At 41.7% G+C, this 13,230-nt stretch carries 13 protein-coding genes and 1 tRNA gene; 12 read left to right on the top strand and 2 right to left on the bottom strand.

Features of this window, described 5'->3' with window-relative positions:
* Positions 1 to 101: 101 nt before the first annotated feature.
* Both AB5642_RS05940 and AB5642_RS05935 read left to right on the top strand, forming a co-directional pair.
* Positions 102 to 317 (top strand): hypothetical protein, encoded by a 216-nt coding sequence (locus tag AB5642_RS05940; RefSeq protein ID WP_195391714.1) that lies wholly within the window; start codon positions 102 to 104, stop codon positions 315 to 317.
* 201 nt (positions 318 to 518) lie between these two features.
* Complete coding sequence (locus AB5642_RS05935; protein ID WP_195391713.1) at positions 519 to 2,204, top strand: AAA family ATPase; 1,686 nt, start codon at positions 519 to 521, stop codon at positions 2,202 to 2,204.
* Positions 2,205 to 2,266: 62 nt separating this feature from the next.
* On the opposite strand, the gene AB5642_RS05930 is transcribed toward AB5642_RS05935, so the two are convergent.
* The gene (locus AB5642_RS05930; RefSeq protein WP_195391712.1) at positions 2,267 to 3,394 is read right to left on the bottom strand and encodes a glycerate kinase; all 1,128 of its coding nucleotides are present in this window, start codon (positions 3,392 to 3,394) and stop codon (positions 2,267 to 2,269) included.
* Positions 3,395 to 3,593: 199 nt separating this feature from the next.
* On the opposite strand from AB5642_RS05930, the gene AB5642_RS05925 reads away from it, so the two are divergent.
* From AB5642_RS05925 to AB5642_RS05885, 9 genes are all read left to right on the top strand, one after another.
* Entirely contained in the window at positions 3,594 to 4,550 is a 957-nt protein-coding gene (locus tag AB5642_RS05925; protein ID WP_118583213.1) for a ketopantoate reductase family protein, read from the top strand.
* A 291-nt stretch (positions 4,551 to 4,841) separates the two neighbouring features.
* Positions 4,842 to 5,036 carry a hypothetical protein gene (locus tag AB5642_RS05920; protein ID WP_187565841.1) on the top strand — a complete coding sequence of 65 codons (195 nt, stop codon included), beginning with the start codon at positions 4,842 to 4,844 and terminating at the stop codon, positions 5,034 to 5,036.
* A gap of 83 nt (positions 5,037 to 5,119) precedes the next feature.
* Positions 5,120 to 5,797 (top strand): DUF3990 domain-containing protein, encoded by a 678-nt coding sequence (locus AB5642_RS05915; RefSeq protein ID WP_195391711.1) that lies wholly within the window; start codon positions 5,120 to 5,122, stop codon positions 5,795 to 5,797.
* Entirely contained in the window at positions 5,775 to 6,416 is a 642-nt protein-coding gene (locus tag AB5642_RS05910) for a helix-turn-helix domain-containing protein (protein ID WP_195992626.1), read from the top strand. The genes AB5642_RS05915 and AB5642_RS05910 overlap by 23 nt, the downstream gene beginning before the upstream one ends.
* 513 nt (positions 6,417 to 6,929) lie before the next feature.
* Complete coding sequence (locus tag AB5642_RS05905; protein ID WP_055174131.1) at positions 6,930 to 8,318, top strand: alanine/glycine:cation symporter family protein; 1,389 nt, start codon at positions 6,930 to 6,932, stop codon at positions 8,316 to 8,318.
* 137 nt (positions 8,319 to 8,455) lie between these two features.
* Positions 8,456 to 8,737, top strand: a complete 282-nt coding sequence (locus AB5642_RS05900) for a hypothetical protein (RefSeq protein WP_118583217.1) — start codon at positions 8,456 to 8,458, stop codon at positions 8,735 to 8,737.
* Positions 8,734 to 9,195, top strand: a complete 462-nt coding sequence (locus tag AB5642_RS05895) for a hypothetical protein (RefSeq protein ID WP_118583219.1) — start codon at positions 8,734 to 8,736, stop codon at positions 9,193 to 9,195. The genes AB5642_RS05900 and AB5642_RS05895 overlap by 4 nt, the downstream gene beginning before the upstream one ends.
* An 835-nt stretch (positions 9,196 to 10,030) precedes the next feature.
* The gene (locus tag AB5642_RS05890; RefSeq protein WP_118583221.1) at positions 10,031 to 10,309 is read left to right on the top strand and encodes a type II toxin-antitoxin system Phd/YefM family antitoxin; all 279 of its coding nucleotides are present in this window, start codon (positions 10,031 to 10,033) and stop codon (positions 10,307 to 10,309) included.
* A gap of 2 nt (positions 10,310 to 10,311) precedes the next feature.
* Positions 10,312 to 10,629: a type II toxin-antitoxin system RelE/ParE family toxin gene (locus AB5642_RS05885; RefSeq protein ID WP_118583223.1), complete on the top strand. Its 318-nt coding sequence runs from the start codon at positions 10,312 to 10,314 to the stop codon at positions 10,627 to 10,629.
* A 471-nt stretch (positions 10,630 to 11,100) separates the two neighbouring features.
* Here the strand turns inward: AB5642_RS05885 and AB5642_RS05880 are convergent.
* Positions 11,101 to 11,172 (bottom strand) — tRNA-Gln (locus tag AB5642_RS05880).
* A gap of 430 nt (positions 11,173 to 11,602) precedes the next feature.
* Here AB5642_RS05880 and AB5642_RS05875 point away from each other — a divergent pair.
* Positions 11,603 to 13,078, top strand: a complete 1,476-nt coding sequence (locus AB5642_RS05875; protein WP_118583227.1) for a nicotinate phosphoribosyltransferase — start codon at positions 11,603 to 11,605, stop codon at positions 13,076 to 13,078.
* The last annotated feature ends 152 nt before the right edge of the window (positions 13,079 to 13,230 follow it).

Genomic DNA, 13,230 nt, shown 5'->3' with positions numbered 1-13,230 from the left:
AAACGATTTTATGTATGTTGTCTGCAGGTAATGATTCGAGGAATACATTGCTGTGAAGCTCATGAATAGAAAGTTTATATGAGTCAGAAAGGGAGGAATTTATGAAAGCTCCTGATTTTTACTTAAATAATTACATTGCTGATGAATTAAGAGCAGCTTTCGATAAAGAAGATGTATGTATCAGTTACAGTGGAGATTATGAACCGGAAACTTTGAATCAGGTTCATAATTCCTGCGAAATTCTTTTTGTAGAAGAGGGGGAAGCGGATCAGGAGATGTATAAGGAGAAGATGGCATCCCGGGTCGGGAGAGAGTAAATGGAGGAGACCATCGGTTGGCAATATTTTGTGGCTACCGGTGGTCTTGTTCTTGTAAAGCATTCAGATGATAGTGTATAATGAAGTAATAATTTAAGGCGTAGCATCAAATTATTACGCTACGCAAACGTAGCCGCAGGCGGAGTTCGCGGTTCCACGAGAATTAATTTGAGACGTAGCATTTGAAAGCGAGGGTGAGGTATGGGACAGGTTATCAGTATTGGAAAACAGGATTATGTTTCTTTAAGAGAAAACCACTATTTTTATATTGATAAAACGGATTTCATCAGGCAGTGGTGGAAAAATGCAGATGATATTACCCTTATTACCCGTCCGAGGAGATTTGGAAAAACACTGAATATGAGTATGTTGAACTGTTTTTTTTCAAGACAGTATGCAGAAAGAGGAGACCTTTTTGAGGGACTTTCCATTTGGGAAGAGGAGAAATATCGCGAGCTGCAGGGAACCTATCCGGTGATTTTTATTAGCTTTGCAGATGTGAAGCAGAATAATTATGAGGATGCGGTTCAGAAGATTAAAAATATTATTGTGGATGTGTATAGACAGCATCGCTATTTGGAACAGCAGGAGTGCTTTTCTGAAAGCGAGAAGCAGAATATATTGTCTGTCACGGAAGAAATGAATGATGTGACAGCACAGGATGCGCTGAAAAATCTCTCCAAATACTTAAAATTATTATATGGAAAAAAGGTTTTGATTTTTCTGGATGAATATGATACGCCCATGCAGGAAGCGTATATACATGGATATTGGGATGAATTTATTGGATTTATGAGGGGGCTTTTTAATGCAGCCTTTAAAACAAATCCTTATCTGGAAAGAGCGGTGATGACTGGGATTACCCGTGTGTCAAAAGAATCCGTATTTTCGGACTTAAATAATCTTGCGGTGATTACGACTACATCAGAGCAGTATGCAGATTGCTTCGGTTTTACAGAAGAAGAGGTCTTTTCAGCCTTAGATGCGTTTGGAATGTCTGAGAAAAAACAGATAGTAAAACAGTGGTATGATGGATTTATTTTTGGTCAGAGGCGGGATATTTACAATCCCTGGTCAATTACGAATTATCTGAAGGAAAAGAAACTAAAGCCATATTGGGCGGCAACAAGTTCTAATGCACTTATCAGCAAATTAATCCAGACGGCTTCGGCTGACATGAAAAAGCAGATGGAAAGGCTTTTAAATGGAGAACTGATTACTGTCAGCTTTGATGAGCAGGGTGTATTCAGCCAGTTAGAGCAGGATGAAAGTGCAATATGGAGTCTGCTTGTGGCAAGTGGGTATTTGAAAGTGGAGGACGTGGAATATCGGGGAATGACGCTGGAGCCATGGTATCATCTGGATATAACAAATCTGGAAACGGTAAGCATGTTTTCTAATATGTTTAAAGGATGGTTTGCTCCGGTAGCATCAAATTATAATGAATTTATCAGAGCCTTACTTGAGGGAAATGTTAAGGCTATGAATCTGTATATGAATGATGTTGCACTTGCAACGTTCAGCAGCTTTGATGTTGGAAAATATGTCTCTGAGAGAACACAACCGGAACGTTTTTACCATGGATTTGTGCTGGGGCTTCTGATAGAAATCAGAGATCGTTATGCTGTTCGTTCTAACAGAGAAAGTGGTTTTGGAAGATATGATGTAATGCTGCTTCCCAAGAGCAAGCGGGATAATGCAATTATTTTGGAATTTAAGGTGCGTGAGCCAGATTCGGAAAAAACACTTGAAGATACTGTGGAATCTGCACTCGATCAGATAATAGAGAAAAAATACGATGCAGAGCTTCTGGCACTGGGGATTACACAGGAGCGGATCAGGCATTATGGGTTTGCGTTTGAGGGGAAGAAAGTTTTAATAGGATAAATGGAGAAAGGCGATATAATGGTTTAATTCGGTTTACAGCCAGAATTAAACCATTATATCGCTTAAAGCAGCCGGAAGACCTGCTCGGCAGTGGCAGTCATATTGTTTTTTGCAGTGGCAGGATCCATAGCCTCCGCAAGTGTGCAGACATTTCGTAAAATTGGAAAAAAAGCATCAATTCCCTCTTTATTGCAGGCGGCAGCTTCCTTTGTGACACTTCCGGCAAATGCGATAACCTTTGCATGGTGCTTTTTTGCCAGCTTTGCCACGCCTACAGGGGCTTTTCCCATGGCTGTCTGAAAATCCAGGCGGCCTTCACCGGTGACTACCACGTCCGCATCAGAAAGTTCCTGCTTCAGTCCTACAGCATTCAGAATCAGTTCGATCCCAGGCGTCAGCGTCGCCCCCAGGTAGGAGAGAAAGGCGAAGCCAAGCCCTCCGGCAGCACCGGCACCAGGGGTATTGCAGTAATCCGTTCCCAGAGCTTGGGAAGTGATTTGCGCAAAATGTGCCATATCTTCATCTAATTGCTTTTTCTGATTTTCTGTCACACCTTTTTGCGGACCGTAAACATATGTGGAACCAATTTCCCCGCAAAGAGGGTTATTCACATCGCATGCCACCTGAATATGAGCTTCTCTTAAAAGCGGATTCAGGCCGGAAATGTCGATTCTGGAAACCTTCGCCAGTGCCTGTCCGCCTTCGCCTGCATCCACATCATTTTCATCCAAAAAACGTACGCCAAGAGCTTTTAACATACCGATGCCGCCGTCGTTGGTGGCGCTTCCGCCGATTCCAATGATAAAATTGCGGCAACCCTTTTGGAGGGCATGGTTTATCATTTCGCCCACACCGTAGCTGGTAGCAAGAAGAGGATCCTTTGCATCATCTGGAACCAGTGTGATTCCGGCAGCGGAAGCCATTTCCATGACAGCGGTATTGCTGTCTTTCAGATATCCATAATGAGCCTTGACCGGAGTGTGCATGGGTCCGGTGACGGTCAGATCGATCCGCTCTCCGTTCATGCCTTCGATCAAGGCGTCCGTAGTGCCCTCTCCGCCGTCTGCGAGAGGTTTTACGATGACTTCTGCATCCGGCTTTGCCCGAAGAACTCCTTCCCTGATGGCCATTCCGGCTTCTATTGAGCTTAAGCTTCCCTTTAAAGAATCAATTGCGATGACAACCTTCATATGAAAAAATCCCCCAAAAAATAAATGGTAAAATATGTTGCGAAAAGATTCTCAATCTTATGTCTATTTAAAGAATAGACCGCCTGGATTGTGGAGTCAAGTAGAAAAAAGCAAGAATTTTTGTATGGAGTTTTTATCAGATAATGATAAAATAGTAATATCTGTCTAGAAGGGAAAATATACATGGGAGGTTAAGACAATGAAGATAAAAACAGTTGCAGTTCTTGGCGCAGGTGCGGTTGGGTCTTATGTGATATGGGGGCTTTCCAGGCGGAAGGATATCCGGCTGGGAGTTCTTGCAGAGGGTAAGCGTGCGGAGAAATTGAAAAAAGGCTGCACGATCAATGATGAGGTTTATCATCCGGAAGTATGGACACCCCAGGAAGCAAAAGGGATAGACCTGCTGATCGTATCTTTGAAATATGGAGCGCTGCCAGGTGCAATGGACAGCATCCGCCAGGTTACAGGAGAGAATACCACGGTCATGAGTCTTATGAACGGCGTGGACAGTGAGAAATTGATTTCCGATGAAATTGGAGCTTCCCATGTGATCTATTCGGTAATAAAAGTTGCTTCCCATAAAGAGGAAAATGGATATTGTTTTAACCCGGAAACCACCATTGGCATTATTTTCGGAGAGCCTTGCGCACCCTATGACAGTGAACGTGTGCAGGCCATTGAGGCTCTTTTTGCAGATACCGGACTGCATTATCGCTCTACAGAATATATCAGGGAAGAAATGTGGAGCAAATTCCGGCTGAATGTATGCAATAATCTGCCCCAGGCAATTCTAGGGGCAGGAGTTGGCTGTTACCAGGACAGCGTTCATATGAAAGCAATCAGCGACGGACTTAGAAGAGAACTGGAAGCCATTGCTTCTGCAAAAGGAATCGATATAAGTAAGGCTGCTGCATCCTCTGGACATGGAAGTGCCGTTCCCCCATCAGCCAGATATTCCACATTGCAGGATCTGGATGCGGGACGCCATACGGAGATTGATATGTTCTCAGGCGCGTTGGTCCGCATGGGGCGGGAACTTGGGATTCCTACGCCGTATAATGAATATACCTACCATATGATAAAAGCTTTGGAAGAGAAAAATGATGGGAAGTTTGACTATAGCAAAGAGGATGGAGAAGTAACCTGTTCCAGGTAAAGAATTACAGCTATTGAGAGGCGTAAAAATGAACAATAAATGGCTTGATTTTGCAATCCGTATTCAAAGCATCGGCTGCACTCTCTTGTATCCACAGAGGCGGCTGGAGTCGAGAAAGCACATGAAGAAAAATGACGACATTATTGCATTTGTTAAAACAAAATGTTCGTAGTTTTTTGAGTGATTATAGAAGAATGGAAGAGACTGGAAATTTGAATTCTGGTCTCTTTTTTTATATCTTCAAATCTGTAACAAGGTGTAAATATTTAGATATGCTCATAGAAGGGAGAATTGGAACCAGAGCAGGTTCGGAACATTATGGACAGCATGATAAGAAAATTGTATGACATGGAACTGGAAGAACAGGGACGGAGCGACTGGCAGGATGAAAAATTACTGTCAGAAGTCAGAAAACTTCCGGAAAATAACAAGGCTTCTATCCAGGTGGAAGATAAAACTGGACGTGAGGGTGAATGGCGTGGGTAGACCCTAAAAGTCAAAATAACGGTAAAGAAAATACTTGAAACTATATCGCACAAGAGATACAATAAAGTAAAAGGGGTGATGAGATGGAAAGAACGTTATACCATGGCTCACAGATCATTCTGGAAAAACCGGAATATGGAAAAGGTGCAAGAAATAATGATTACGGAAGAGGATTTTACTGTACCGAGGAAATAGAACTGGCGAGAGAATGGGCATGTGCAAAACAGACAAATGGATATGTCAATCAATATAAGCTGGATTTGGAAGGGCTTCGGGTGCTGAATCTGAATAATGGCAAGTATAATATTTTAAATTGGCTTGCATTATTGGCTGCCAATAGGACATACTGGCAGAATGGAAGCATTGCAGAAGAGGGGAAAAGATATCTGAAAGAACATTTTTTGCTGGATATTTCAGAATATGATGTGATCATAGGATATCGGGCGGATGATTCTTATTTTTCGTTTGCACAGGATTTTGTGGCAGGGGTAATCTCGTTACAGAAGCTTTCGGAAGCTATGCAGCTTGGGAAACTTGGTGAGCAGATTGTCTTGAAAAGTCCGCAGGCATTTGAAAAAATCCAATATGTAAAAAGTGAACTGGTTGACATGCAGGCGTACTATATAAAGAAAATAGAGCGGGAGCGTGCCACCAGAAAAGAATATCGAATGAGTAAACGACAGAAAGCAGATTTAAACGAACTGTTTATATTGGATATTATGCGAGAGGAAATGGAAAATGATGATCCACGCTTATTCTGAAGATTATTTGAATAATGCACAAAAAATACTTGGAGATATGATGGATTATGCGGTAAATACGTATGAGTTTTCTCCGAATCAGTTTTATGAGATGTTTCTGGTATCGGATGTGTCAATGCAGTTTCAGACAGGAAATCCGACTTATGTGGCAGGAAAGACCGGGTGTGAACTGGTAAAAGAAGTAATTCGGAAATCAGGTCTGTTGATTCCAGAACTGGAAGATGAAATGTATCTGGATAAATCTCCGGAGTACTGGTGTGGTTGGGCACTGGCCTATTATCAATGGTACACAGGGCGAAGCTTCATAAAAATCTATCATGCGGTCTCAATCGAAGAGATTTTAAACATGTATCCAGTTTATCACGAAATGGATATTTCCAGATTTGTAGAAACCATAAATGAAAAATGGGATCAGTACTATGTGGAAACCAATTTGAAGCGGCTTCGGATGTTATCCGGTCTGTCCCAGAGCGAGCTGGCAAAGAGGAGTGGTGTGGCACTTCGTCAGATCCAGCTTTTTGAACAGCGTCAGAGGGATATCAACCATACAAGGGCGATTGATGTGTTAAGTCTGGCAAGAGAAATCGGCTGTAAAAGTGAAGAACTGCTGGAAATTTAAAAGATGTAGTAATACGAAAAAAGGGGATGTGAAATAAGTCCCCGCGCCGCAACTCTCGGGTTTTCTGTGAACTTTGTTCACAAAAAACACCTCGCGGAATGTTACCAGTGAACCAATGGTATTTAGATAATGCAAACAATACTTGATGAAATTCCATGTTAAACGATGCTGTAGGCTTCAAACATAGTTGAAAGCTTGATTGCCAGTAAATAAACTATTTATTTTCAACGACAAATAAGATGATGTGATTTTATTAAAAGGAAGAGTTTCGCCGGCGGATATGAATATGGCGGTAGAGGAAGCAAGAAAGTTTACACTGGATATATGTGAACAGTTTTGGTAAGGTGAAAGATTTAATTATTTAAAGTTTTTGACTTTAAACCCTAAAAGTACTTGCGTTTAAAGGTTAATATGGGCTATACTATTATGGTATCTGTCCGGGAATCAGGCTGTTGTAGATGACGTGAGCAGCATGTATCCCGGATGTTGTGAGTATGGAAGAGGGTTTAAAGTATGATAGTTACTCTGATTGAGAAAGTATATAGTTTTCTGTGGGGAGATCTGGTGCAGATTCCACTGCCGGGCGGCAGCACTCTGGGGATTTCGCTTCTGATTATATTACTGATTCCTACAGGAATTTATTTTACGGTTCGGACGCGTTTTCTGCCGATTCGCCTGTTCCCGGATATGGTGCAGGCACTGGTTGAGAAGAAACAAGAAAAAAACAGTCTGTCTTCATTTCAGACACTGATCGTTTCGACGGCAACCCGTGTCGGTATGGGAAATCTGGTCGGTGTTGTTGCGGCAATTTCGGCAGGCGGCGCCGGTGCGGTTTTCTGGATGTGGGTGACGGCAATTATCGGTTCATCAACAGCTTTTATAGAAGCGACACTGGCACAGCTTTATAAAGAAAAAGATCCGCTGTACGGAGGTTACCGCGGCGGTCCGGCGTATTATATTCATGCATATGTAGAAGAAAAACAGAAGAAAAAGAGAAACAAAGTGGTGATTTCTGTGTTGTTTGCAATCTCCGGTCTGATCTGCTGGTGCGGTATCAGTCAAGTGATCAGCAATTCTGTTGTTTCTTCATTTAAAAATGCATTTTCCATTCCGCCGATCTATATGACGGTAGTACTTGTTGCTGTGGCTGCTGTGATAGTGCTTCGTAAAGATGCGACAGTTAAGATCCTGGATATGGTAGTGCCGGTCATGGCGGTATGCTATTTTGCAATCACGATTCTGATCATTGTGATGAATCTTGGAAGTTTGCCGGGTGTTTTTGCAAGAATTTTTGAGGAAGCATTTGGATTCCGACAGGCAGCAGCCGGCGGTTTTGGCGCAGTCCTAATGAATGGAATCAAACGTGGACTGTTTTCGAATGAAGCAGGTTCCGGATCTGCTCCGTGTGCGGCAGCAGCGGCAGAATGTGACCAGCCGGTCAAAGCCGGATTGGTACAGGCGCTCGGGGTATTTGTGGATACGATTGTGATCTGCAGCTGTACAGCATTTATCATGCTGCTTGCGCCGGAAGAAAAAGTTACAGGACTTTCCGGAATGGATCTTCTGCAGACAGCAATGGAACATCATCTTGGCCGTTTTGGTGTGATCTTTATTGCGGCGACGCTGTTTTTATTCAGTTTTTCGACGTTTCTGGGCATCCTTTTTTATGCGAGATGCAATGTTGCATATCTTTTCGGAGATAACTGGGCTTCACAGACTGCATACAAAGTACTGGCGCTTGTGATGCTGTTCATCGGCGGCCTTGCAGCATATACATTTGTGTGGGATCTTGGTGATGTTGGAATCGGACTGATGACGATCTTTAATATCATCATTCTTTACCCACAGGGTGAGAAGGCTCTGAAAGAACTGAAAGAATACGAAAAAGAAAAAAGAAAATGAAAAACACAAAGAGGAAGCATTTGAAACTATGTCTGTTGTTATTGTTTATGGTTCTGGGATGTTTTGCGATAACCAATGTCAGGACGACAACGGTGCAGGCATCATCGCGGACGTTCAAATCAAATGGCAGAACCTATATGGAAAAGCATAATGACAATACACTTAATACGGTATTGTATCAAAAAGTTTCCGGACGTTACAAACAGGTTGCGAAATCGTCAAGATATCTCATCTACAGATTTTCTTATGGAAAGAAATTGTATTTTTCAAGTGCTGACGATGAAGGAACAGGTATTACCTGCACATATACGAAAGGCAAAAATGGATTTAAACTTGAACGAAGCAAGATGGTACTGACAGAACGCAGTGGAAGATATGCAGTCGGATATATCTGTATGATCGTGTATACAATTTTATGATCCCGTTTGTGGATGTTGTTTACGACGGGGATGATTATGAATTTGAAATTTCCCTTGAGCCAAAGGATCCGTGCTGCTTTGGATTTAAAGTAGTATATCATAACGGTTCATTTTTACTCCTGCAGAATATTGAGTCAATAGACATCTCCTGTGTCCCGGGAATGGAATATATTGAAAACGATGAAGAACTGTATGACCGTGAACCGTTTACGGTAGAAGTTGGAAATACAGAAGACATTGATAAAATCGCAGATATTCTCCGTGAGCTTGGAGACCATTATCTGGAAGAAGATGTAGCATCTATTCCGTTATCACTCACTGCTTATATGAAAGTCACATCTTTTAATCCAGTTGTATATGAAGTTTGCTACATGGATAAAGAAAGAAAACAGAGGACAGTAGAAGAGGAGAAACTTCGAAAAGAAGCAGTACAGGAACTTCTGATATACCAGGGGTAATTTTCGAACATTTTTTGGGGATGTGAAAAAACTCAATCGAGTTTTTTCACATCCCCTTTTTTCACGTTCAAATATATCAGAGAAAGGAGCTATGCCAATGGATTTTTCATGGGAGCTGTTATTTGAGCTGCTGGGTAAGGTTGCAGATACAATCGGTAATGTTCTCGGCGGTACAAAGAAAGATTAAATTAAGGTAAATGCAAACAGAAAGTGATGAAACGTGGGAAAACCTACGGTAATGCAGGAGGTACGGCAACTCTATTGTATTTATAAGATACAGCTAAGAGAAAGGAAAGCACCTGTATATCAGCGGATCAGCGGTACAGGGCAAAGGCGCTAGAGAATGATAAAAGAGGCTGAACGCTATCTGGACTATGCGTGGGTTGATTGGGAGTATAGGAAATGAGCTAAAAGTGATGGAGAAGAGAACAAAAAATATTTTCGAGTAAAGATCAATCGAATACCACCATATTACCCTATAAACGCAGCTTACGACTTTGAAGAGGATGTGTGGGCTTACTCAGACAAGGGAGCAGAAAATAAAGTAAAAGGGCAGTATAAGAAATGTTACGGAAGCCATGTTATAGAAAAAGTTATAGAAGTGTCTAAGGCTGATTTCCGTGGAGACAAAAAAGTTGTGATGTAAGAGAAGAAGAGAAAATTCTATGTTCAATTACTACTGGGGATGTCGAAATGAGGTATTAATCGACATCCCCTTTTGGGGTGCTAGAACAAATGAAGAATTCTAAAATTTATGAATGGAATTGACTAAGAAGTTGAAAGTATAGACATTAAATGATATAATTTTCATATATAACAACAGGAGGTGCGTATTATGTTTGCTATGCAGGAAACTATCAGACCATCAGCGGATTTAAGAAATCATTATAATGAAATCTCAAAGCAGTGCCGTGAGGGAAAAGAAGCTGTTATCATAACTGTAAATGGAAGAGGCGATACAGTGTCTCTGTCCTATGAAGAGTACAAGAACATGAAATCAAGAATAGAATTGCTTGAAATCCTTACTGAAGCAGAAGATGATGTAAAGAATGGTCGCGTTGCGCCAATCAGTGAAACATTTGATGATTTACGTGCTATGCTGCAGGAGGGCTGAGTTTGAAATACAATATTGTTCGTACTGATACCGCAGATGCTGGTCTGCGAAAGATTGTATTATATATTGCACAAAATTTCGGCAATGATGTGGCATTGAAAAAGTTAGACGAAATAGAAGATCGTATACGACAGCTGGGAGAAAATCCAGATCTTGGAATTGATCCAAGATACCTGGTATTAAAGCGTCAGGGCTATAAGGTATTGATTCTTGAAAAAGACCTTGTATTTTATAAAGTTAATGAAGCCCGAAAGGAAGTTATTATATATGCTGTCGTAGACCAGAGACAGGATTATTTGAACATTATCCGAGGGCTGTGAGGCAAACGCCGAAATATAACTGACCAAGTAAGTCAATTAAGGTTCGCTTTCGGACAGAAGAATAAGCGGTGGGAGTACTAAAATGGATTTGTGCACTTGAAGCGTGGAAACTGTCTTGATTATGAGGCGAAAATATCACAAAAGTAAACATAATTTTTTGTGCAAAAGGTAGAAAAAGTAGAATTTTGTCGATTTTTAGCCGATTTTCTTCATTTTTCCTGTTTTCAGCACCTTTTGGCAGCAACGTCATTTTAAATTGACCTATAATCGCTCCCAAATTGACCTATCACATCTGAAAACCACCGAAAATGTAGTAAAAATCAGTAAGCCAAATAAGGAAAAAATCGCCTTTCAGAGCCACGAAAAAGCGTTTCAGAAAAAATTTTAAAAGTCCCGCAAAGCCAGTAACTACACGCCTTCCGGGACTTTCATAATACGAAAAAAGCACCTCATCTGAGGTGCTCCACTTAGCAGGGCTACAAGGATTCGAACCTTGAAATGACGGAGTCAGAGTCCGTTGCCTTACCATTTGGCGATAGCCCTATGTGTCTTAGCAAGTCGTTTCTCGCTTGCGACATGTTGTATTATATATCAATGCATATATAAAAGTCAACCCCTTTTTTCAAATTTTTTTAAAAATTTATTCAATTTCTGTGAAGCCTTGATTTTTCGGGGAAAAATTAAGATTTCGCTTTTCTTTTTCCTGTGCATTTTGAGATGAATGTGTTATAATCAAGCAAAATATACGGAATCGCATAGGTCGCTGGCGGGAAGCTTTTGGAGTTTTTTTCGACACACTCTAAGGTAGTAGTGCCAGAAACTTTTTTACTTTATAAGAAATTACTTCGCTTTGTTCCTGTGAGTCTATGGTTACCGTATAAAATTTTTATAATTAAACAGCCTGTCTGGAGCCTGTTTAAAATTATTCAGGTAATTGGTTCTCAGACTGGCCTCATTAATAAGGAGAATAAACATGAGAGCAAATAACCTGACTCTGCTCACGGATCTCTATGAACTTACCATGATGCAGGGGTATTTTAAGAACCCAACTGACCAGACTGTCGTATTCGACATGTTTTACCGTGATAACCCATGCGGAGGCGGTTTTGCTATCTGTGCAGGACTGGAGCAGGTAATTGAATATATTGAGAATCTGAGATTTACAGACGCAGATATCGAATATCTTCGCGGTCTTTCCATTTTTGAGGAGGATTTTCTGGAATATCTTCGCTCCTTCCATTTTACCGGCGATATTTATGCCATCCCGGAAGGCACTGTTATTTTCCCAAGAGAGCCAATGGTGAAAGTGGTAGCACCGATTATGGAAGCTCAGCTGGTGGAAACTGCGATTTTGAACATTATGAACCATCAGAGCCTGATCGCTACTAAGGCAGCACGTGTCTGCTATGCGGCGAAAGGTGACGGAATCATGGAGTTCGGTCTTCGCCGTGCCCAGGGACCGGATGCTGGTATTTTTGGAGCCCGTGCAGCTGTGATCGGTGGTTGTGTCGGAACATCCTGTGTGCTTACTGGTCAGATGTTTGACGTGCCAGTGCTTGGAACCCATGCACATTCCTGGATCATGAGCTTCCCGGATGAGTACACTGCATTCAAGACCTACGCAAGAATGTATCCGGATGCATGTATTCTTCTGGTAGACACTTACGACGTGCTGAAATCCGGTGTTCCCAATGCAATCCGTGTATTTGAGGAAATGCGGGAGGAGGGAATCCAGCTGAAAAAATATGGTATCCGTATCGACAGCGGTGACCTTGCTTACCTTTCCAAAGAGGCATATAAAATGTTATCGGCAGCTGGTTTTGATGATGCGACCATTTCCGCATCCAGTGACCTTGATGAATATCTGATTGAGAGCTTGAAAGCCCAGGATGCCAAGATTAATTCCTGGGGCGTTGGAACACGTCTGATCACTTCCAATGATAATCCGGCATTTGGCGGTGTATACAAGCTGGCAGCAGTGAAAAATCCTGAGACAGGTGAATTTGTTCCGAAGATCAAGCTTTCTGAGAACACAGCTAAGGTAACAAACCCTGGAAATAAGACAGTATATCGTATTTACAGCAAGTCCACAGGCAAGATTAAAGCTGATTTGATCTGTCTTGCTGACGAGAAACTGAACCCAGATGAAACTATGGTAGTATTTGACCCGGTTGACACCTGGAAAAAAACTAAGATTCTGGGCGGTACTTACGAGGTTCGTGAGCTTCTGGTTCCGGTTATTAAGGAGGGAAAACGCGTTTATACGTCTCCTTCAGTAATGGAACTTCGCGCAATCTGCCAGAAAGAACAGAGCACTCTCTGGGACGAGTCCAGACGATTCTCCAACCCACAGAAGGTTTATGTGGATCTTTCTCCGAAGCTTTTTGAGGTGAAGAGAGAGCTGATTGAGGAGATGAGCCGTAAGGATCTGGAGTTTGAGGAAGAGTAATTTAATAAGAAAATAAATGGGGCAATGTATCAGCGGAAACGATACATTCGCCCCATTTTTTGTTGAAATTAACCAGAAAAGTGCAGAAAAAAACATAGTGTACAGAATGTAAAAATGGTAAACTGTAGGAAAGGAAATTTTTTACAGGAGGA

The sequence above is a fragment of the Ruminococcus sp. 1001136sp1_2201st1_G3_2201SCRN_220225 genome (assembly GCF_040924365.1).
In the GTDB taxonomy this organism is placed as follows: domain Bacteria; phylum Bacillota; class Clostridia; order Lachnospirales; family Lachnospiraceae; genus Blautia_A; species Blautia_A faecis.
This window is presented reverse-complemented; position numbering and strand designations above follow the sequence as displayed.

Bases quoted from the DNA above. Each gene is read 5' to 3' on its own strand.
- AB5642_RS05940 (WP_195391714.1), top strand. From the start codon at position 102: ATGAAAGCTCCTGATTTTTACTTAAATAATTACATTGCTGATGAATTA.
- AB5642_RS05935 (WP_195391713.1), top strand. From the start codon at position 519: ATGGGACAGGTTATCAGTATTGGAAAACAGGATTATGTTTCTTTAAGA.
- AB5642_RS05930 (WP_195391712.1), bottom strand. From the start codon at position 3,394: ATGAAGGTTGTCATCGCAATTGATTCTTTAAAGGGAAGCTTAAGCTCA.
- AB5642_RS05925 (WP_118583213.1), top strand. From the start codon at position 3,594: ATGAAGATAAAAACAGTTGCAGTTCTTGGCGCAGGTGCGGTTGGGTCT.
- AB5642_RS05915 (WP_195391711.1), top strand. From the start codon at position 5,120: ATGGAAAGAACGTTATACCATGGCTCACAGATCATTCTGGAAAAACCG.
- AB5642_RS05910 (WP_195992626.1), top strand. From the start codon at position 5,775: ATGATGATCCACGCTTATTCTGAAGATTATTTGAATAATGCACAAAAA.
- AB5642_RS05905 (WP_055174131.1), top strand. From the start codon at position 6,930: ATGATAGTTACTCTGATTGAGAAAGTATATAGTTTTCTGTGGGGAGAT.
- AB5642_RS05900 (WP_118583217.1), top strand. From the start codon at position 8,456: ATGGAAAAGCATAATGACAATACACTTAATACGGTATTGTATCAAAAA.
- AB5642_RS05895 (WP_118583219.1), top strand. From the start codon at position 8,734: ATGATCCCGTTTGTGGATGTTGTTTACGACGGGGATGATTATGAATTT.
- AB5642_RS05890 (WP_118583221.1), top strand. From the start codon at position 10,031: ATGTTTGCTATGCAGGAAACTATCAGACCATCAGCGGATTTAAGAAAT.
- AB5642_RS05875 (WP_118583227.1), top strand. From the start codon at position 11,603: ATGAGAGCAAATAACCTGACTCTGCTCACGGATCTCTATGAACTTACC.